This window comes from Microbacterium wangyouchuni, from assembly GCF_051546305.1.
Lineage (GTDB): Bacteria > Actinomycetota > Actinomycetes > Actinomycetales > Microbacteriaceae > Microbacterium.
In genome coordinates, this window is record NZ_JBPTMA010000010.1 from 46,705 (window position 1) to 66,366 (window position 19,662).

The window sequence follows — 19,662 nt, forward strand, 5'->3', positions numbered from 1 at the left end:
TTGGACATCTCGATTCGAATACGATGGACGACGTGCCCGCCGACTCACAGAAGAAAAATGCCTCCACCAGCGGCTACGCCACCGGACGTGCCACGAAGAAGGCGATCGTGGCAAGCGCAGCGGCAGCGTTCGCGCAGCGGGGCTTCTACGGCGCATCTCTTCGAGGCATCGCACGCGAAGCCGGCGTAGATCACTCCACCCTTCTGCACCACTTCGGAAACAAGACCGCCCTCCTGCTCGCTGTCATCGAATGGCACGATCAGCAGCAACTTCGCGCAGCGACTCCGCGCAGATTCAGCGCCGAGGCACTCGTCGACGCCTTCACGCGCACTGCGGCGAGTAACCAGAACACACCCGGCCTGACGCAGCTGCTGTCGATGCTGACGGCAGAGGCCGGCTCAGAGGGGCACCCGGCACGAGCCACACTCCAACGGCGGCACAACCGGATCCGCACGATACTCACGCTGATGATCCGACGACAGCGTGCGAAACATGATCTGCCTGATGATGGCCTCACCCCTGAGCAACGAGCGGCGCTCGTGATCGCGACCTGGGACGGACTCCAGTTGTACGACGCCCTCCACCCCGGTGAACTGGACGTTCCCGGTTTAGTCCGGCGAAGCCTGCGTGAGGCATTCGGGCTGGATCAGCCGCCCGCATACTGACCACCTAGTCAGACCCCGCACGCGAAAGCCCCGCCTCCCCGTGGTTCACGGAGATGCGGGGCTGGGACGCGTTGCTGGGGGCAACGGTGGACGTCAACCTCTGCTCGAGCGCTGACGGAAGAAGCCGACGGCGAGGGTCACCAATAACAGGATCAGGCCGATGATGGCCAGCCACAGCAGGCCCTTCACGACGAAGCCGAGAATCGACAGTCCCGCCCAAACGACCAGAAGCACGATCAGTAGTGTCCACATACCGGCATCCTGACCGTCATCCAGCGCGTTGAACACCCCGTTGACCTGTGCTGCTCTGGCCGCTACGGCGCAGGACGCGAGCGAACCCACCCAGTTACCCAGCGCTCCAACCGCGCGTAGGCATCATCGCGCGCCTGCTTGCGCGACAGGAATATGTCGTGCAGGGCGCCGTCCACCCGTTCGACAGTGACGGATGCCCCGAGCTTCAGCGAACGCCGCGCGATGTCGTCAACTACCAGAACAGTGTCGGCCGAAGTTAGCTCCTCTGACCATCGCGTGGGCAGCACCGAACGTGCGGACAGCAGCACGCACACCGGAACCGGAATCGCGAGCCCGTCGCCCACCATGCGATGTCCGTCGAGAATCGCATGCAACCACCCGGCATGCACCACCATCGCCGGAGTCGGCCGCCATGCCGGATTCGGTTCCATCAGGTCGTCCGCATCGGCCACCTCGGCCTGCGCTCGCGCGTAAAAGCCGAGGTCGATCTGCGGCGCAGCATCCAAGGGCCGCAGCCGCGCCTGCAACTCCACCACCGGAGCGATCGCGGCACGCAGCGGCGCTAATTGGAACTCCAGCCACGGGGAGTTCAATATGACAGCATCCGCCACATCCGGATGACGGTTCGCCCACAGACTCAGCACGAGTCCGCCCGTCGAATGCCCCATCAGCAGCAAACGGCGTGGGCCACGCGAGGTGTCGGCGTCCTCGGCCATCACATCCAGCGCCGCGGCGATGTCCTCGTCGTAGGTCCGCAGATCAGCAACGTACCCGGGGGTATGACCGTCACGGATGCTGCGCCCATACTTGCGCAGATCCAGCGCGTAGAAGCGCGCGCCGCGCGATGACCAGAACCGCGCCAACCGCTTCTGGAAGAAGTAGTCCGACCAGCCGTGCACGTACAGCACATCGACCCCATCGAGCAGCGGCGGAGCATCCGTGGTCGGCCGTCCGCGCAACCGGCGGACGAACCGCTCCCACCCGGAAACGGGCTGCGCCGCCTCAGGTAGCGCCCGCACCAGCGTCGCAACGGCCTCGCCCTGATCGTCTTCACCCAGCGGGAGGGTGCACTGCTCGAACTCGTCACCGAGGACGTCCGGAACCCACTGCGCCATACTGACCACCCTACTCAGGGTGAGGCATCACTGAACTGCGGCGGCGTTGACTGCCCGGTGCATCCGGCGAGAAGGGCCCTATGCTGGGCGCATCACAACCGGAGGGGTTCATCCATGTCGCAGGTTCGCAGTTTCGCGTTTCGTACAGTCATCGGAATCGCCGTCATTGGCGCCGCATTCACGCTCGCCGGATGCGCCAGCTCAGACGACGGCGCCGTCGATGGCGGCGAAACCGGCACGCATGTGATCGCCCCTGTCCTGGCCGACATCAACGAGATCGATGGAACCACGGTGCAGGTTGCGGAAGGTAACGTCATCGACCTGACGGGTGACGACGAGACCTTCGCAGATTGGAGCGCCAAGCTCTCGGACCCAGCGATCGCGAAGTTCACCCCAGGCGGCGACAACGGCGACTTCACAACGAACCCCGGCATCGAGGGACTGAGCGTCGGCGAGACCGACGTCACCCTCGACAACTCCTCCAGTGGCGACTCCGTCACCTTCACGGTGGAAGTGACCAAGCCCGCTCACTGAGTCAGCGCCTGTTGCCCCGGCACAGTTGCAGTGCGGATGCACGGATGCAGGGCGAAACTACGGCGTGTCGCCCTGCATCCGTTCGATGGCACTGCAAGTGTGCCGGAAGGCCGTCGGGCGGACGGCGTCGGGCGGAGGCCGTCAGGTGGAGGCCGTCAGGTGGAGGCCGTCAGGTGGAGGCCGTCGGGTGGACGCCGTCGGGTGGACGCCGTCGGTCGGAGATGCAGGGCGAAGCTCACTCCCCGCGCGAGATCCGCACCATCTCGTCGCGCGGGACGACCTTGATGCGCACACGCTCGTGCGGCTCACCCAGTGCGAGCTCGTGCTGGTCGAGCCGGTGCCAGCCGTCAAGATCGGTCCACTTCACGCCGCGTTCCGCGAGCAAAGCAGGAATCGCCTCTTCGGCGCTGTTCTCCGGATGCCACCACGAACCCTGATCGTTGACCAGATGCTGCACGGTCTCCATGGCATCAGACTTCGTGTGGCCGATCAGGCCGACCGGTCCGCGCTTGATCCAGCCGGTCGCGTACACGCCGGGCACGCGCTCGTTCGAATCCTTCGCGAGCACCTGCCCCTCGTGGTTCGGGATCACACCATGACGCTTGTCGAAGGGAACGTCCTTCAGCGGCGAACCGAAGTATCCGACCGCGCGGTACAGCTGACCGATCGCCACCTCGCGCAGCTCACCGGTGCTCACGATCCCGCCCGAGCCGTCCGGACGCGTGCGCTCGTACACGATCGCGGCGACCTTGCCGTCGGCATCCTTCTTGATCTCGACGGGCTTGGCCCAGAAGTGCAAATGAAGGCGACGGGATGCTGTGCCGCCCGCGTTATTCGCCGAGGGCAGCTGACGCCACGACTGCAGCACGCGGTCGATCACCTTGACCTGCTTGTTGCTGGCGATCGCGTTCAGCGAGGCCTCGTCGTAATCGAAGTCTTCGTCGTACACGACCATGTCGACATCACGCAGATCGCCGAGTTCACGCAGCTCGAGCGGGGTGAACTTCACCTGCGCCGGTCCGCGGCGACCGAAGATGTGCACATCGGTGACCGGCGAAGCCGCAAGTCCGGCATGAACGTTGTCTGGAATCTCCGTCGGCAGCAGGTCTTCGGCGTGCTTGGCCAGCATCCGTGCCACATCGAGTGCGACGTTGCCGTTTCCGAGCACCGCGACCGACTCCGAATCCAGCGGCCACTCCCGCGGCACGTCCGGGTGACCGTCGAACCAGCTGACGAAATCAGCCGCACCGAACGACCCCTCGGCATCGGCGCCGGGAATATCGAGCTTCGTGTCGCGCACCGCTCCGGTGGCGAAGATCACCGCGTTGTAATGCTTCTTGAGGTCGTCGAGGGTGATGTCCTCGCCGAAGCGCACATTGCCGAAGATGCGGATGTCACCGCGATCGAGCACATCACGCAGCGCATTGATCACGCCCTTGATGCGCGGGTGATCGGGGGCGACGCCGTACCGAACCAGACCATAGGGTGCCGGAAGCTGCTCGAAAAGATCGATCGACACCTCGAACGGGCGCTCGGTTTTCAGCAGGATGTCAGCAGCGTAAATGCCCGCGGGGCCGGCCCCGACGATGGCCAAATTCAGCTTGGTCATGAGTGTCCTTTCGGAAGCTGCAGCGATGAGAGTTCGATCAGCTGCTGCGGTCAGCGAGAGATTCTGCGAAGCGGGTGAGCGCCTCAAGCACCGGCCCCTTGGGCAACGGCTTCAGAGCATCAATGGCGTCGCGCGTCCACTGGCGCGCGAGCTCCATCGTCTGCCCAGTCACGGCGTGGTCGCGCAGCTCGGCCAACGGCTCATCGAGGATCGCCGGATCCCCGCCTTCAGCGATCGCCGCTACCCCGTCGTCGATGCGTGCGGCGAGCTCAGCAGCCGCGGCATCCGACTCGTTCTTCAACAGCAGATACGGCATCGTCGGCACGCCGGCGCGCAGATCAGTGCCGGGAACCTTGCCGGTCTCCTCCGGCTTCGCCGACAGGTCGATCACGTCATCCAGTAACTGGAAGGCGACACCGACCTTTTCGCCGTAAACGCGCAGCGGCTCTTCGTACTCGGCCGGAGCATTCGAGAAGATCGCCCCGCCCTGCGTCGCGGCGGCGATCAGTGAGCCGGTCTTGTCGGCGAGCACCTGAATATAGAACTCGATCGGGTCGTCGCCGGGCTGGGCCCCGACCGTCTCGTGCAGCTGCCCCAGGACGAGACGCTCGAAGGTGTCGGCCTGCAGGCGGATCGCGCGGTCGCCGTAGCGCGACATGAGCTGGCTGGCACGGGAGAAGAGGATGTCGCCGGTGAGAATCGCGACATTGTTGCCCCACACGGCGTGTGCTGCAGGCACCCCGCGGCGGCGGTCGGCGCCGTCCATGACATCGTCGTGGTAGAGCGAACCGAGGTGAGTCATCTCCAGCGCCTTGGCGATATCGATGACCGCCGGGATGTTTCCATCACCGAGCTGCGCGGTCAGCAGCGTCAGCACGGGGCGGATGCGTTTGCCCCCGGCCTCGTACAGGTAGCGGCTCGCGGCATCCGCAATCGAATCGGCGACGCGGAGGTCTACAGCCAGGCCGCTCTCGACCAGGTCGAGACCCTTTTCGATCTCGTCGGCGACGCGGCGGGCGGCGCGGCCGATGAAAACACGGTCGCTGAAGCCGAGCCGGTTCGCGAGTCGCGAACCCGGGGCGGCAGGGCTCGAAGTCACGGGTTCTACCCTACCGCTGGCTGTGCCATCGGTTTTTCCGCGCGCGGCTTTCCAACACGCGGTTTCTCAGCACGGTGCAGTGCGACGATGCCCATCGACAGGTTTCGGTAGGCGACGTTCGTCCATCCGGCCTCGCGGATCCACGCCGACAGCTGCTTCTGGTCTGGCCAGTCGCGGATCGACTCGTTGAGGTAGTCGTAGGCGTCGCTGTTGGTTCCGGCGACGCGCGCCACGCGCGGCAGGATCTGGGCGTTGTAGAAGCGGTACAGGCCGCGGAACAGCTTGCCGGGCGGGGTGGAGAACTCGTTGATGACGAGGCGTCCGCCGGGTTTGGTCACCCGGAACAGCTCGGCCAGCGCCTTTTTCGGCTGCTGCACGTTGCGCAGGCCGTACGACATCGTGACCGCGTCAAACTCGTTGTCGGCGAACGGCAGGTTCGTGGCATCCGCTTCGACGAAGGAGAGGTTCGCGAGGTGGCCGTGGCGGCGCTTGCCTTCGGCCAGCATCCCGGGCGAGAAATCGGCCGCGACGATGTCGGCTCCGCTGCCGGCCAGTGATGCGGAGGAGGATGCTGTGCCCGCGGCCAAATCGAGAATCCGCTCGCCGCGCTGGGGGGCGACCGCACGGGTCGTCGCCGCACGCCAGAAGGCGTCATTGCCGAACGTCATGACGGTGTTCGTGCGGTCGTATCCGGCCGCCACCTGGTCGAACATTCCGCTGACGCGCTGGGGGTTCTTGCCGAGGTCGGCGCGATTGGAGGTCACCCTTCAAGTCTAAGCGCGGGGTCCGCCCCTTGTCCCTTCTCTCCCCCGCCGGTTCCCGCCCGTCCCCGCCCGTCCCCGCCCGTTGCGAGTGGGCGCGCGTGGCTCGAGAAACCGCGAAAACCGAGCCACGCGCGGCCACTCGCTATCCTGGGAAGGTGCGACTGATCGTAGAGACCCGCGAGATCGACCCGGTCGAGGATCTGCTGGCTTATGGGCACCCCACCACTCCCCTCGCGTGGTTGCGCCGCGGCGACGGCATCGTCGCGGTCGGCGACGGCATGCCTGCGTTCATCCGCGTTCCGGCAGGGTCCGGGTCCATGCGCAGCGCGCTCATCGCGGAGGAATGGCGAGCGCTATCGGATGCCGCCGACATCGACGACTCCGTGAACCTGCCCGGCACCGGCCTGGTCGGGTTCGGTGCGCTGACCTTCGACGAGGGCTCGGTCGCCGACAGCGTCCTGATCGTGCCGTCGATCATTCTCGGCAAGCACCAGGGACGCGGCTGGATCACCCGCATCGCGCTGGCAGGGCAAGACCTCCCCCAGGACCAGCCGGATGCCACCCTCGAATCGTTGCCATACGGTCCGCACTGGGCGGGCACACTCGGCCCCGGCGCGCAGACGCCGGAGGGATACCAGGCTTCGGTGCACGCCGCTCTCGGCCGCATCGGCGCCGGCGAGGTCAGCAAGGTCGTTCTCGCTCGTGACCTTGCCGGCACCATCCCGGCAGGATCCGACCTGCGCCGGCTCGTGCGAGCGCTTTCGACCGGATACCCCGACACCTGGACCTTCGCCGTCGACGGACTGATCGGCGCAAGCCCCGAGACCCTCGTCACCGTGGATGACGGTACCGTCACCGCGCGCGTTCTGGCGGGCACCATCGGCCGAGGAGCCGACGCTGATGAGGACGTCGAAGCCTCAGCACACCTGGCCTCCAGCACCAAAGACCTCGACGAGCACCAGTATGCGGTGCAGAGCCTGCTGACGTCCCTGCGTCCGCACGTGCGGGCGATGGCCTCGAGCGAGCAGCCGTTCCTACTGAAGTTGCCGAACCTGTTCCATCTCGCAACCGACGTCGAGGGTGAACTCTCCGACGGCAGCTCGGCGCTGGACCTCGTTGGGGCGCTGCACCCGACTGCCGCCGTCGCCGGCACCCCGACCGATGCCGCTGTCGCTGCCATCCGGGAGATCGAACCCTTCGACCGCGGCCGCTACGCCGGACCCGTCGGCTGGATCGACAGCAACGGCAACGGCGAGTGGGCAATCGCACTGCGCTGCGCCCAGTTCGAGACAGGTCCGGTGCGCGCAAGCGTGACGTCTTCCGACGCCATCGCCGTCACCGCGTACGCCGGCGCGGGCATCGTGGCGGCCAGCGATCCCGAGACCGAGCTGCTCGAGACACGGGTGAAGTTCCGCCCGCTGGTGGATGCCCTGGCCTAGGCCGCCCAAATCCAGCCGCCGCCCCGCTGCCCCGCGCGCGCAACTCCTGAAAACTTCTGCTGATCCCGCGGAAACCGAGCGATTCCAGCCACACCGGCCGTGTTCTTCAGGAGTTATGCGCGACGGTCAGCCGGCACTTCAGCTCGCAGCGAGCCGCTTCTTCTCGGCCTCGACGTCGAAATCGGCCGCAGGCCACTGCGGATCGATGTCTTCCATCGCCGTGAGCAACAGCTCCTGCACGGCCAGCCGCGCGTACCATTTGTGATTCGCGGGCACGACGTACCAGGGTGCGACGGCAGTCGACGTCCGATCGAACACCGCTTGATAAGCATCCATGTACTCCGGCCAGACCAGCCGCTCGTCGACGTCGCTCGGGTTGTACTTCCAGTATTTGTCGGGCCGGTCGAGCCGCTCCGTCAGCCGTTGCTTCTGCTCGTCGGGCGAGATGTGCAGCATGACCTTGATGATGCGGACACCGGATGCCGCGACCTGAGCCTCGAACGCATTGATCGCGTCATAGCGCCGCTCAATCTCGTCCGCAGATGCGAGCGAGCGCACCTTGCCGATCAGCACATCCTCGTAGTGCGAGCGGTCGAAGACACCGATGAAACCGGGCTCGGGCAGCCGCTTCTCGATGCGCCAGAGGAAGTCGTGCTCGAGCTCTTCCGCCGTCGGCGCCTTGAACGCGGCCAGCTCCACACCCTGCGGATCCACGCCGCCGACAACGTGCCGAACCACACCACCCTTGCCTGCGGTATCCATCGCCTGCAGCACGAGCAGCACAGCATCCGTGGCCACACCCGCGCGGCTCGCGGCAAAAAGCCGCTCCTGCAACTCACCCAACGCCTCGATGCCGACAGCGAGGTCCTCGGCGCCAGATTTCTTGTCGCCTTCATACCCCGGGTGAGCGTCGGGGTCGACGTCCGCCAGTCGGAAGCCCTCCCCTGCGCGCAGAATGTCGGATGCTTCGCTTGTCCAGCCACGTTTCGCCATGCGCCCATCCTGCCGCATGCGACGCCGGCAGAACTTTAACGCGGCAGCGGAACTTCGATCAACTGCCGACCGGCAACCGGAGATGTCAGCGCCTGGTCAAGGGCCGTGCGGGTCGTGATCCGCTGGTATTCCCAGCCGTAGGCGAGCGCCAACTGCTCAAGCTGTGTCGTGTGCGGCGTATAGAAGGCACGGTCAAGATCCTCGCGCGGCGCGGAAGAGGCGACTTCGAGCGAGTCGAAGATCGTGCCGCCGCCGTCGTTTCCGACGATGACCTGCAGGCGCGGCTCCGGCTCATCCGGCGGCAGCAACATCGCCCCGACATCGTGCAGCAGCGCCAGATCCCCCAGGAGAACGCGGGTGACGCCGGGCGATCCCTCGGCCTGACTCGCCAGAGCGATTCCCATTGCCGTCGCGATCGTGCCGTCGATTCCGGCCAAGCCGCGATTCGCGTGCACCGGGACCTTCTTGCCGGCCAGCACCGCATCGGCCACACGAACGATGCGCGACGACCCGAACATCAGCCGATCGTGCGGCCAGGTCGCCCGCCACACGGCATCCGCGAGCAGTTCGCGATCGAGCGGCCGGCGCACCGCGTCGAGCTCTGCGCGCACGGCATCGCGGCGGGTCGCGAAATCCTTCGAGTTGAGCGCGTCCTGGTCGGGTGCCGACTCGCTCAGATCGACGAGGGATGCTGCGGATGCCCGCATCCACTCCCCCATCCACGCCCGGTCAGACTCCCCCGGGGCGACACGAACGGATGCCGCAGCCACCGTCCGCCCGTTCAGATTCAGCGCCTCGCCACCGGATCGCACCGCGATCACCTCGACATCGTCACGACTGAGAAGCGCCGCAACTTCTCGGCTGAGCGTCGGATGCCCGAACACAACAGCGCGTTCGATCCGTCCGCCGAGCGCGGCATCGCGCAGTAGTTCCCGGTAGCCGTGCACAACGTGACGGCCGAACCGCGAGCCGCTGACGATCTCTGCGACCAGCGGCCAGGTGCCCGCATGCGAAACCTCTTCTGCGGCTGCTCCCGCATCCGCGCCGGCGATCACGACGGTGCGCAGGCCCCGTTCCAGAACGAGCGGCTCACCGGCATCCGGTGTCGGTACCGTCCCGCTCGAAAGCGCGAATCCCGCCGGAAGCGCACCCGAAAGCGGCTCCCGCGAGGGCAGATTCAGGTGCACGGGTCCGGCGATGCCGGCGAGTGCGCCGGGCGCAGCATCCGCCCCCATCGCGGCGCGAACCGCCTGGACACCCAGTCCCGTCCACGAGCCATCACCGGGAACCGGAGCATCCTCGGCGAAGCGCACCCACGGCGCGAAAAGGCCGGGCTGAGTGGTCGCCTGATTCGCGCCGACGCCGCGCAATTCCGGCGGACGGTCGGCGGTGAGCAGCAGCAGCGGAACGCCGGAGTGGAAGGCCTCCATCGCCGCGGGCAGCAGGTTCGCCGCAGCCGTGCCGGAGGTGCAGATGACCACGGTCGGAACACGCGTCTCACGGGCAAGGCCGAGAGCAGTGAAACCGGCGACGCGCTCGTCGATGCGCACATGCACGCGCAGCGCGCCCTCGCGCGCGAGATGGGTGGCGGCGAGCGCGAGAGCCTGCGAACGAGACCCCGGTGAGATCACCACATCACGGATGCCGTGCTCGACAAGTTCTGCGAGCAGAGATGCCGCAGCATCCATTGCCGGCGATGCCGTCATGGACGTGTGTCCGGGGCGGGCCCGTCTGTTTCGTCGTCGAGGCGCGCGAGCTCTTCTTCGAGGCGGCGGATGCGCTCGTCCTGCTCGTTCTTGCCGAGGGTGCGCAGGAAGTCCGGGTTGTCATCCGGGGCCATGCTGCGTGTCTGCTGCTGATCGCTGCGGTTTCGACGTCCGAGTGCGAACCAGAGGATCCCGCCGAGCACGGGAATCAGCACGACGATCACGATCCAGGTGCCCTTGGGCACTCCGCGGTGCCTGGTTGCCGGTTGAACCGCGCAGTCGACGATGCTGAACACCCAGAAGATGAGAGCCAGGAAGCCGCCTACGATCAGTACTCTTGCCACGAGCCCAGTCTAGGCGGGTTATCTATGCGCGGACTGCTCAGACCAGCTCCGCCACCAGCTCTTCGATGCGCGCCCGGATGTCATCGCGGATCGGACGCACGGAATCGATGCCCTGGCCTGCCGGGTCCTCGAGTTCCCAGTCCTCGTAGCGCTTGCCAGGGAAGATCGGGCACGCGTCGCCGCAGCCCATCGTGATGACGACGTCGGATGCCTGCACCGCTTCGGTGGTGAGCACCTTCGGGGATTCGGCGGTGATGTCGATGCCGAGTTCGGCCATCGCGTCGACGGCGATCGGGTTGATCTGATCCGCGGGCATGGAGCCGGCCGAACGCACCTCGATGCGGTCGCCGGCGATGTCGCGGAGGAAACCCGCGGCCATCTGAGATCGACCCGCGTTGTGCACGCAGACGAACAGGACGGAAGGCTTGGTGTCGGTCATGGGGTCTCCTCGAGTAGTTCGTTGACAAGGGTGCGAACGCGGGCGGCGATGTCATCGCGAATGGCTTCGACGCCTTCGCGGGAGGCGAGGGCGGGGTCGCCGACGGCCCAGTCGTCGTAGCGGATGCCCGGGATGATCGGGCAGACGTCGCCGCAGCCCATGGTGATGACGACATCAGCGGCGCGCACGGCGTCATCGGTCAGAGGCTTCGGGAATCGCTCAGCGGCGCCGTCGCCTTCGATCTCTGCGAGCAGCGAGCGTACGTGCGCGTGGATGCTGTCGGCGGGGCTCGAGCCTGCGGAGCGTGCCACGACCTTGCCGTCGGCGATCTGGTTCACGAGCGCGGCGGCGAGCTGGGAGCGGCCGGCATTGGCGACGCAGACGAACAGCACCTGTGGGACAGCGGAATCACGGTCGCGGGTGAGATCGCTCAACCGCTGGCGAGCGAACCTCTCCGTCAGCGGGATCAGCGCCGATGTCACACGGGCCGTGCGGGCCAGCGCGGTGTACGACTCGCGAACGATGGTCAGCACGACGGCCCGGTCGAGATCGGAAATCTCCGCAGCGAGCTCGTCCGCGAGATGGGTGACACGAGTATCAAGATCGGGATGCCGCGCATCCTCTGCCGAACCATCTGACCAGGACGCGGCGACCGTGGCCGGAGCGAACGAATCCAACAGGGTCGTGACGGCGCGGCGACGGTTCGGATTGATTGAGTACCAGACCCAGGTACCGCGGCGCTGCGACATCAGCACATCGACGTCTTTGAGCACCCTGAGGTGATGCGACACCGTCGGCTGTGACACGTCCGCGAGTTCGGCGAGGTCGCACACGCACGACTCCCCGCGGGGGTCGGAGGCGATCGCGGAGAGCATCCGCAGACGCAGCGGATCGGCGAGCGCTTTGAGGGTGGCTGCCACCGAGGAGGCAGCATCCTGGCCGATCGCGTGCGTGGCCACCGGGCTGCAGGTATCGTCCGTGGTCACAGTGACATTCACGAGGGCATCCTTTCAGCGCTCTGTGTCTCGGAGGTGTACGGATCGGTGTGGAACCAGCGCCGGGCCGCCCAGAGTGAGACATAGACGAGTCCGACCAGCACCGGTACCTCAATGAGCGGCCCCACAACACCGGCGAGCGCCTGGCCAGATGCCGCGCCGAAGGTACCGATGGCGACGGCGATCGCGAGCTCGAAGTTGTTTCCAGCTGCGGTAAAGGCCAGAGTCGTCGAGCGTGCGTAGCCGAGGCCGAGCGTCTTGCCGGTGAAGAGGCCGATGAACCACATCACCGCGAAGTACGCCAGCAGCGGCAGTGCGATCCGGGCCACATCGAGGGGCCGGGAGGTGACCTGCTCTCCCTGCAATGCGAACAGCAGCACGATCGTGAACAGCAGACCGTACAGCGCCCACGGGCCGATGCGCGGCAGGAACTGCTCCTCGTACCAGTCGCGCCCCTTACGGCGTTCCCCGATGAAGCGGGATGCGAACCCGGCCAGCAGCGGCACACCGAGGAAGATCAGCACGTTGAGCGCGATCGCGCCGACGGAGAAATCCACTCCCTGGGTGTCGAGTCCGAGCCATCCAGGGAGCACGGTGAGGTAGAACCAGCCGAGCAGCGAGAACGCCACGACCTGGAAGATCGAGTTGATCGCGATGAGGACGGCTGCGGCTTCCCGGTCGCCGCAGGCGAGATCGTTCCAGATCACGACCATCGCGATGCACCGAGCAAGACCGACGATGATGAGCCCCGTGCGGTACTCGGGCAGATCCGGCAGGAACGCCCAGGCGAGGGCGAACATGAGCGCGGGGCCGATGAGCCAGTTCAGCACCAGCGACGAGATGAGCAGCTTCTTGTCGCCGGCGATGGCGGCGACTTTGTCGTAGCGGACCTTCGCGAGCACTGGATACATCATCACCAGAAGCCCGAGCGCGATCGGGACGGAGATGCCACCGATCTCGAGCTGGGCGAGCAGGGGCGAGACGCCGGGGACGAAGCGCCCGAGCAGGAGTCCCCCCACCATGGCGAGCCCGATCCACAATGGCAGCCACCGGTCAAGGGTTGACAGGCGACGCGTCGCCGGAGGCGCCGGGAGGGTTGCGTCACTCATGCGCTGCACACGGACTGTATCGACATGCGTCTATATTGACATCCATCGATATTGCCCGCAACTCGAACGGACGAGAGTTCACCGACTCGTAACCCGCGAGCCAGCGTTATACGAACTAGCCGTCGTTCGCGTTCGCACGCTGTCGATAGCGACGGTTGCGGATGCCGAGCACGATCGATGCGAGCAGGGCGGCGACGACCGATGCGGTCAGGATCGCCACCTTCGCGTGGTCGTGGTGTTCGCTGCCGCTGGAGAAGCTGAGCTCGGCGACCAGGAGCGACACGGTGAACCCGATACCGGCGAGCAGCCCCACACCCGTGAGGTCGATCCAACGCAGCGACGGATCGAGCGTGACCCGACGGATGCGAGTCACCAGCCATGTCGCCAGAGTGATGCCGATGGGCTTGCCGAGGAGAAGTCCGAGCATGATCCCGATCACCACCGGGTCTTCGAAGGCAGAGATGAATCCGTCGACACCGCCGATGGCGACGCCCGCCGAGAAGAAGGCGAACACCGGCACGGCCACCCCGGCCGAGATCGGCCGGAATCGGTGCTCGAAGACCTCCGCGAGGCCCGGGCCAGCGTCCGCAGCACGGGCCGTCTTCTTGTGCAGAACGGGGATGGTGAACCCGAGGAGCACCCCGGCGATGGTCGCGTGGATGCCGGATGCGTGCAGCAACGCCCAGGCCGCGACTCCGATCGGCAGCAGCACCAGCCAGGCGGCCCCCGCGCGCAGATGGAAGAACCGGCGACCCAACTGGGCGATCACGCCGTAGACGGCGATGGCGACGAGGGCGAACACCAGCGGGATCAGATCGATCGTCTCGGTGTAGAAGATCGCAATGATGCCGATGGCGATCAGATCATCGACGACCGCCAAGGTGAGCAGAAAGATCCGCAACGCGCTGGGCAGGTGTGAGCCGATGATAGCCAGCACCGCAACCGCGAACGCGATGTCCGTGGCGGTCGGAATCGCCCACCCCTGCACCATGCCTGGCGCGCCCGCGACGACGATGGCGTAGATGACCGCGGGAACCGCAACGCCTCCGATCGCGGCGATGATCGGCACGATCGCTGTGCTGGGCTTTCGCAGATCACCGGCGACGAATTCCCGCTTCAATTCCAGTCCGACGAGGAAGAAGAAGATCGCCAGCAGCCCGTCGGCTGCCCAGGCACCGAGCGAGAGCCGAAGATGCCACGGCTCGTAGCCGACCTCGAAGTCGCGCAGCGCGAAGTAAGAATCCGCCCATGGCGAGTTGGCCCAGACGATGGCGATGGCGGCGAGCGTGACCAGCAGGATGCCGCCGACGGTCTCTTTGCGAAGAATCTCCCCCACGCGCAGCGATTCCGCGCGCGAGGATGAGGGAAAGAGACTACGGACGCGAGCGATGCGGGAGGGCTTGGGCGACATGAGCGCCTTTCGGGTCGACGACAGAATTCGTCGACCAGGCTTCCCGACACTCCAGCATCCAGCTTATCCGAGGATACCGTGGGGCGCCCCTCCCGCGTCAGCGCAACTGAGCGAACTTCTCGACACTCGTCGTCGGACCGACCACGAGCACGGAGTCCCCTTCGTGAAGAACGGTATCGGCCTGCGCGTTCCGCCAGTCGCCCAGAACCGGACGGTACGCGGCGATGGTGACGCCGTGAGCACTGCGCACTGCACCGTCCGCCAACGTGATCCCATGCAGGTACCGCGGAGCAACAGACTTGACGATCGCGTAGCCCTTGTCGATCTCCAGATAGTCCGCCGCTGCGCCGCGCACCAGATGCGCGACGCGGCGCCCCATGTCCTTGTCGGGGTAGATGACCCGGTGCACTCCCAGCTGCTCCAGCACCGCGCCGTGTTGCTCGTCAACAGCCTTGGCCCAGATCACCGGAACATTAAGCTTCAGCAGCAACGAGGCAGTGAGGATGGAAGCCGTGATGTCGCTGCCGATGGCAACGACGACCCGATCGAACTCACCGACTGCCAATTGCTCCAGGACCTCGAGCCTGGTCGAATCGGCGCGGACGACCTGGGTCAGCTCACCGTTCAACGACTGCACACGGGCCTCATCATCGTCGATGCCGAGCACTTCGGTTCCGGAGGCCATCAGTTCCAGAGCGAGCGCCGTTCCGAATCGGCCCAGCCCGATGACGGCGACGGAGTCGGCCTCGGCGATCCGCTTCGCATCCTGGCCGAAAGAGAGGAACTTTCCCATCATGTGTCCTTTCACTGGTTGTCGTGCCCGCATGCCATCAGCCGATGGCTGGGCGTTCCTTGGGCAACTCGTAAGCCGTCGGTCGCTCTCGCAGGGCGAGGGCGGAGCCGAGGGTGAGCGGTCCGAGACGTCCGAGGAACATGAGCAAGACGAGAATGATCTGCGCTGCCGGCGGAAGACTCGCGGTGATCCCCGTCGACAGCCCGACGGTTCCGAAGGCCGAAACCACCTCGAAGAGCACACGGTCGAGGTCGAAATCGGTCATCGCGAGGATGGCGATGACCGCGGCCATGACGGCGCCGAGGGCGATGATCACGACGGTGATCGCCTGGCGGTGCACGGCGCGCGAAAGGCGCTTGCCGAAGATGTTCACGGCGGCGCCACCGCGCAGCTCCGTCCACATGATGAAGAACAACACCGCGAAAGTGGTGACCTTGATACCGCCGGCTGTACCTGCAGGTCCGCCACCGATGAACATCAGCACGTCGGTGCCCAACCAGGTTTCGTCATTCATGAGCGAAACATCGACCGAGTTGAAACCGGCCGTGCGCGATTGGACCGAGTGCACGAACCCGGCGAGGATGCGTGTCCCGATCGGGAGCTCACCGAACGTGCCGGGGTTGTCCCACTCCATGAACAGCACGAATACGGTTCCTGCAACCAGCAGCACGGCGGTCATCGCGAGCACGATTCGGGTGTTCATCGACCAGTGCAGCGGCCGCTGGAACTCCCGTCGCAATTGACGCAGCACCGGGAACCCCAGTCCGCCCAGAATGATCGCACCGCAAATCGGCAGGCAGATCCAGGGGTCCGAGACGAAGCCCATCAGGCTGTCGGTGTACAGCGCGAAGCCAGCGTTGTTGAAGGCCGACACCGCGTGAAACAGCGCATGCCACGCTGCCCGGCCGACGTCGTAGCCGTACGCCGTGGCGAACCGCGCAAACAGCAGGAGCGCGACCACCGCCTCGATCACCAGCGTCGTGATCACGATGCCGGTCGCGACTCGCTTCATGTCCCCGACGCCGGGAGTCTTCGTCTCGGTGCTGGCGAGCACACGGGACTTCACGCTGAGCTTGCGTGCGAGAACGAGTCCCACCAGAGCGGCGAACAGCATGATGCCCAGGCCGCCGAGTTGGATGAGCGCCAGGATCACGATCTTGCCGAAAGGACTCCAGTACACCGCCGTGTCGACGACGACCAAGCCGGTAACGCACACCGCCGATGTCGCAGTGAACAACGCGTCGACGAAGCCCGTCCACCGGCCATCGGCGGACGAGAACGGCAGCATCAACAGTACGGTCCCGGCAAGGATCGCTGCAGTGAATCCGGACACGATGACCTGCGCAGGTGCCAGGCCCCGCCGCTTGGCGAAACCCCCACGTTTGGCTGTGCGGTAAGACGACACGAAGAAGAACACTACTCCTCAGCGTGGGCTTCTCGCACCCCTGTGCGTGTGCCGTGTCAGCGCCTCGCGCGGAGCTACTTCTCAGCTCACCGCGACCGGGCGGGCTCCGATCTGCAGCACCGCTGGCGCGGCGCAGCAGCTTCCAGCGTCGTCGTCGAAGTCACCGGAACCGCCACACACCCCCGTGTCAGGCAGGACGAGTTCGTTGCGTGCCGCGGCCTCATGGTCACCGGCGAGGCGTGCGGTGACGCTGCGCACCTGCTCGTAGCCGGTCAACGCAAGGAAGGTCGGTGCACGTCCGTAGGATTTCGCCCCGACGATGAAGAGGTCCTGCTCCGGCTGAGTGAGCTGAGCGGCACCCGTCGCCGAGACGGAACCGCAGGAGTGGATGTTCGGATCGATCTCCGCGGCGATACCGGCGACGGCCTCCAGTGCGGGGTCAAGGTCAATGCGCAGCTCCCGCAGCATCTCGGTATCGGGTCGGAACCCGGTCACGGCGAATACGTGGTCGACGCCGTCGATCTGGCTGCCATTCTCGGCAAAGACGGTGAGCCGATCGCCGACCTCACGGAACTCCGCGACGCGGAACCCGGTCATTAGAGTCACCAGTCCCCGATCGATCGCCGCGCGAGCGCGCGCGCCGAGTGCCGCCCGCTCCGGAAGCTCATCACCCGCTCCGCCGCCGAAGACATTCGCGGCGCTCCCCCGACGCAGCACCCAGGTCACACGAGTTCCGGGTGAACGGCGCGCCAATTCACTCAGTCGCAGCACGGCGTGGGTCGCGGAATGCCCGGCACCGACGACCACGATGTGCCCGCCGGCGAACCCGGCGACGTCGTCAGGGATTCGATAGGAGATCGATTCCGAAGCGGCGATTTCGCCGAGAGCGGGCAGACCGTCCGCTCCCGCCGGATTCGGTCGTCCCCAGGTGCCGCTGGCATCAATGACCGCACGAGCGTGCAGGCGGGACTCGTTGCCGTCCTGATCGCGCGTGTGCACAACGAACGGCTGACTCTCCCGCCCGCCGTCGACGCTCTTGTCGCGCCCCTGACGCGAGATGCCTATCACCGTGGTGGCGTACTGCACCCGCTCGCCCAGCGCTGCGGCGAGCGGTGCAAGGTACCCGCTCACCCACTCCGCTCCGGTCGGGTAGCCCGACGTCGGCGCGTTCCACTCTGTCGACGCGAGAAGACGACGCGAGGCCGCATCGGTCAGCTCCGGCCACGCCGAGAAGAGCCGCACGTGCCCCCAGTCCGATACCGCGGCGGCGGCACCATCACCGCGCTCGAGGACGACCACCTCGATACCTCGCTCAGCAAGGTGCGCCGCGGCGGCAAGACCCTGCGGCCCCGCTCCGACGACGATGACGGGAAGCTCGGTCATCACAGGTCTCCTCAAATCGACGTTCTTCGATATGAAAACTCTCACGCACCTATCGAAGAATGTCAATACGTGCCAGACTGTGGCTGTGAGCCTGCCGACGACCACCGATGCAACAGCCTGCTGCGTGCCACCCATCACGTCCTCACTCACCGCTGAGGACACCGAACGCATCGCGCGGGTTTTCAAAGCCCTCGGCGAGCCCACCCGCGTCAAACTGCTGTCGCTCATCGCTGCCGGCACCGACGGGGAGGCATGCATCTGCGACCTCACCGAACCGGTCGGTCTCTCTCAGGGCACGGTCTCGCATCACATGAAGCTGCTCACCGATGCCGGGCTGGTCTCACGGGAGCAGCGAGGCAAGTGGGCGTATTTCGCACTCAACGACGGCGCGCTCGACGCGGCCGCCGACGCCCTCCGTTCGGTATGACCGCGACGTCCGCCCCGCCTCGCCAGGGCGGACGATTGGCCGCGCTCTCGACGGGGCAGGTCATCAGTTGGGGCATCCTGTTCTACGCCCTCATCGTCGCTTCCCCGGCGATAGCGGACGAGACAGGCTGGCCGGTCGCTCTCATCACCCTGTCGTTCTCGTGCGGCCTCATCGCCTCGGCCGGCGCCGGAGTGCTCGTCGGGCACTGGCTCGATGCGCGCGGGCCCCGGCTCATCATGACCGTCGGCAGCGTCCTGGGTCCGGTCGGCCTCGTCATCGTTGCACTCGCTCCCGACCTGTCGGTATTTACGCTCGGATGGGTCATCGCCGGCATCGCGCAATCCGCCGTGCTCTATCAGGCGGCATTCACGGTCATCGCCCGTCGGTACGGGGCGCGCCGTCGTGGCGCGATGACCATCCTGACACTGGCGGGCGGGCTCGCTTCGACGGTGTTCGCACCGGTCGTGGCGGGGCTGCTGACGGTCACCGACTGGCGCACGACTTTTCTTCTCCTCGCTGGCATTCTGCTGGTCACCACCGCGCCCCTGCACTGGTTCAGCCTCGAACGCGCCTGGACACCCGCGCCTCACGACCCCGATCTACCGGCGCACACGGTCAGCACGGTCGTGCGCACACGTCGATTCTGGATGCTGCTGCTGTCGATGCTCGCGCTGGCGGCAGCCCTGTTCAGCGTCACGCTGTCCGTCATCCCGCTGTTCACGGAGAAGGGGATGAGTTACGAGCTCGCCGCGTGGGCGCTCGGACTTCTCGGGGCAGGACAGGTCATCGGACGACTGCTCTACGTGGCGATCCCGCGCACCGCGGCACCGTGGATCCCGCTGGCGGCCACAGCCGCGCTCAGCATCGTGTTCCTCGCCCTTCTCGCACTCGTCCCCGGGCCACCGTGGCTGCTGATCTGCATCGGCATCGCCGCGGGAGCTGTGCGAGGCGCGCAGACCCTTGTGCAGGGGTCGGCCGTCGCAGATCGCTGGGGCATCCACAGCTACGGCGCCATCAACGGCGTCTTCGCTGCTCCAATAACTCTCGTCGGCGCGATCGGACCTGCCCTCGGGCCGCTCCTGGCCACCGCGACCGGCTCCTATTCGGTCATGGCGCTGATCGCCGTCGTGCTGGCCGCGCTCTCACTCGCCCTGTCCCGATTCTCCTGACACCGACTGAT

The 19,662-nt window shown here is 66.3% G+C and carries 20 protein-coding genes; 5 read left to right on the top strand and 15 right to left on the bottom strand.

The features are described from left to right. The first annotated feature begins 32 nt into the window (after positions 1-32). The gene (locus ACSS7Z_RS15165; protein ID WP_438255709.1) at positions 33-665 is read left to right on the top strand and encodes a TetR/AcrR family transcriptional regulator; all 633 of its coding nucleotides are present in this window, start codon (positions 33-35) and stop codon (positions 663-665) included. 93 nt (positions 666-758) lie between these two features. Here ACSS7Z_RS15165 and ACSS7Z_RS15170 read toward each other — a convergent pair whose 3' ends face one another. Both ACSS7Z_RS15170 and ACSS7Z_RS15175 read right to left on the bottom strand, forming a co-directional pair. Beyond that, entirely contained in the window at positions 759-1,007 is a 249-nt protein-coding gene (locus ACSS7Z_RS15170; protein ID WP_438255710.1) for a hypothetical protein, read from the bottom strand. Next, the gene (locus ACSS7Z_RS15175; protein ID WP_438255711.1) at positions 980-2,032 is read right to left on the bottom strand and encodes an alpha/beta hydrolase; all 1,053 of its coding nucleotides are present in this window, start codon (positions 2,030-2,032) and stop codon (positions 980-982) included. Before ACSS7Z_RS15175 ends, ACSS7Z_RS15170 begins: the two co-directional genes overlap by 28 nt. A 114-nt stretch (positions 2,033-2,146) precedes the next feature. Here ACSS7Z_RS15175 and ACSS7Z_RS15180 point away from each other — a divergent pair, with 114 nt between their 5' ends. Next, entirely contained in the window at positions 2,147-2,566 is a 420-nt protein-coding gene (locus ACSS7Z_RS15180) for a hypothetical protein (RefSeq protein WP_438255712.1), read from the top strand. Between the two features lie 235 nt (positions 2,567-2,801). Here the strand turns inward: ACSS7Z_RS15180 and ACSS7Z_RS15185 are convergent, their stop codons facing one another. Genes ACSS7Z_RS15185 through ubiE form a run of 3 tightly spaced genes read right to left on the bottom strand, consistent with a single transcriptional unit; the run spans position 2,802 to position 6,038 of the window. After that, positions 2,802-4,175, bottom strand: a complete 1,374-nt coding sequence (locus tag ACSS7Z_RS15185) for an FAD-dependent oxidoreductase (protein WP_438255713.1) — start codon at positions 4,173-4,175, stop codon at positions 2,802-2,804. Positions 4,176-4,212: 37 nt separating this feature from the next. Further along, positions 4,213-5,274, bottom strand: a complete 1,062-nt coding sequence (locus ACSS7Z_RS15190) for a polyprenyl synthetase family protein (protein WP_438255714.1) — start codon at positions 5,272-5,274, stop codon at positions 4,213-4,215. 5 nt (positions 5,275-5,279) lie between these two features. Next, positions 5,280-6,038: a bifunctional demethylmenaquinone methyltransferase/2-methoxy-6-polyprenyl-1,4-benzoquinol methylase UbiE gene (gene ubiE / locus ACSS7Z_RS15195; protein WP_438255715.1), complete on the bottom strand. Its 759-nt coding sequence runs from the start codon at positions 6,036-6,038 to the stop codon at positions 5,280-5,282. Between the two features lie 164 nt (positions 6,039-6,202). Here ubiE and ACSS7Z_RS15200 point away from each other — a divergent pair, with 164 nt between their 5' ends. Further along, positions 6,203-7,477, top strand: coding sequence for an isochorismate synthase (locus ACSS7Z_RS15200; protein WP_438255741.1), 1,275 nt, complete (start codon positions 6,203-6,205; stop codon positions 7,475-7,477). 138 nt (positions 7,478-7,615) lie between these two features. On the opposite strand, the gene ACSS7Z_RS15205 is transcribed toward ACSS7Z_RS15200, so the two are convergent. From ACSS7Z_RS15205 to ACSS7Z_RS15250, 10 genes are all read right to left on the bottom strand, one after another. After that, a complete protein-coding gene (locus ACSS7Z_RS15205; protein ID WP_438255716.1) occupies positions 7,616-8,470 on the bottom strand; it encodes a PPK2 family polyphosphate kinase in 855 nt (284 codons plus the stop codon). Between the two features lie 35 nt (positions 8,471-8,505). Then, positions 8,506-10,176 (bottom strand): 2-succinyl-5-enolpyruvyl-6-hydroxy-3-cyclohexene-1-carboxylic-acid synthase, encoded by a 1,671-nt coding sequence (gene menD, locus ACSS7Z_RS15210; RefSeq protein ID WP_438255717.1) that lies wholly within the window; start codon positions 10,174-10,176, stop codon positions 8,506-8,508. Further along, complete coding sequence (locus ACSS7Z_RS15215) at positions 10,173-10,520, bottom strand: PLD nuclease N-terminal domain-containing protein (RefSeq protein ID WP_438255718.1); 348 nt, start codon at positions 10,518-10,520, stop codon at positions 10,173-10,175. The genes menD and ACSS7Z_RS15215 overlap by 4 nt, the downstream gene beginning before the upstream one ends. Before the next feature lie 37 nt (positions 10,521-10,557). Further along, a complete protein-coding gene (locus tag ACSS7Z_RS15220; RefSeq protein WP_438255719.1) occupies positions 10,558-10,959 on the bottom strand; it encodes an arsenate reductase ArsC in 402 nt (133 codons plus the stop codon). Further along, positions 10,956-11,957 (bottom strand): metalloregulator ArsR/SmtB family transcription factor, encoded by a 1,002-nt coding sequence (locus ACSS7Z_RS15225; protein WP_438255720.1) that lies wholly within the window; start codon positions 11,955-11,957, stop codon positions 10,956-10,958. The genes ACSS7Z_RS15220 and ACSS7Z_RS15225 overlap by 4 nt, the downstream gene beginning before the upstream one ends. Then, positions 11,954-13,063, bottom strand: coding sequence for an ACR3 family arsenite efflux transporter (gene arsB, locus ACSS7Z_RS15230; protein ID WP_438255721.1), 1,110 nt, complete (start codon positions 13,061-13,063; stop codon positions 11,954-11,956). Before arsB ends, ACSS7Z_RS15225 begins: the two co-directional genes overlap by 4 nt. A gap of 115 nt (positions 13,064-13,178) precedes the next feature. Beyond that, positions 13,179-14,474: a Na+/H+ antiporter NhaA gene (nhaA, locus tag ACSS7Z_RS15235; protein WP_438255722.1), complete on the bottom strand. Its 1,296-nt coding sequence runs from the start codon at positions 14,472-14,474 to the stop codon at positions 13,179-13,181. A 97-nt stretch (positions 14,475-14,571) separates the two neighbouring features. Beyond that, positions 14,572-15,267: a potassium channel family protein gene (locus ACSS7Z_RS15240; protein WP_438255723.1), complete on the bottom strand. Its 696-nt coding sequence runs from the start codon at positions 15,265-15,267 to the stop codon at positions 14,572-14,574. Between the two features lie 37 nt (positions 15,268-15,304). Continuing rightward, positions 15,305-16,672: a TrkH family potassium uptake protein gene (locus tag ACSS7Z_RS15245; protein WP_438255724.1), complete on the bottom strand. Its 1,368-nt coding sequence runs from the start codon at positions 16,670-16,672 to the stop codon at positions 15,305-15,307. An 81-nt stretch (positions 16,673-16,753) separates the two neighbouring features. Then, entirely contained in the window at positions 16,754-18,055 is a 1,302-nt protein-coding gene (locus tag ACSS7Z_RS15250) for an FAD-dependent oxidoreductase (protein WP_438255725.1), read from the bottom strand. An 85-nt stretch (positions 18,056-18,140) separates the two neighbouring features. On the opposite strand from ACSS7Z_RS15250, the gene ACSS7Z_RS15255 reads away from it, so the two are divergent. Both ACSS7Z_RS15255 and ACSS7Z_RS15260 read left to right on the top strand, forming a co-directional pair. Then, positions 18,141-18,482 (top strand): ArsR/SmtB family transcription factor, encoded by a 342-nt coding sequence (locus ACSS7Z_RS15255; RefSeq protein ID WP_438255726.1) that lies wholly within the window; start codon positions 18,141-18,143, stop codon positions 18,480-18,482. Next, positions 18,479-19,651 (top strand): MFS transporter, encoded by a 1,173-nt coding sequence (locus ACSS7Z_RS15260; RefSeq protein WP_438255727.1) that lies wholly within the window; start codon positions 18,479-18,481, stop codon positions 19,649-19,651. Before ACSS7Z_RS15255 ends, ACSS7Z_RS15260 begins: the two co-directional genes overlap by 4 nt. Positions 19,652-19,662: the final 11 nt, after the last annotated feature.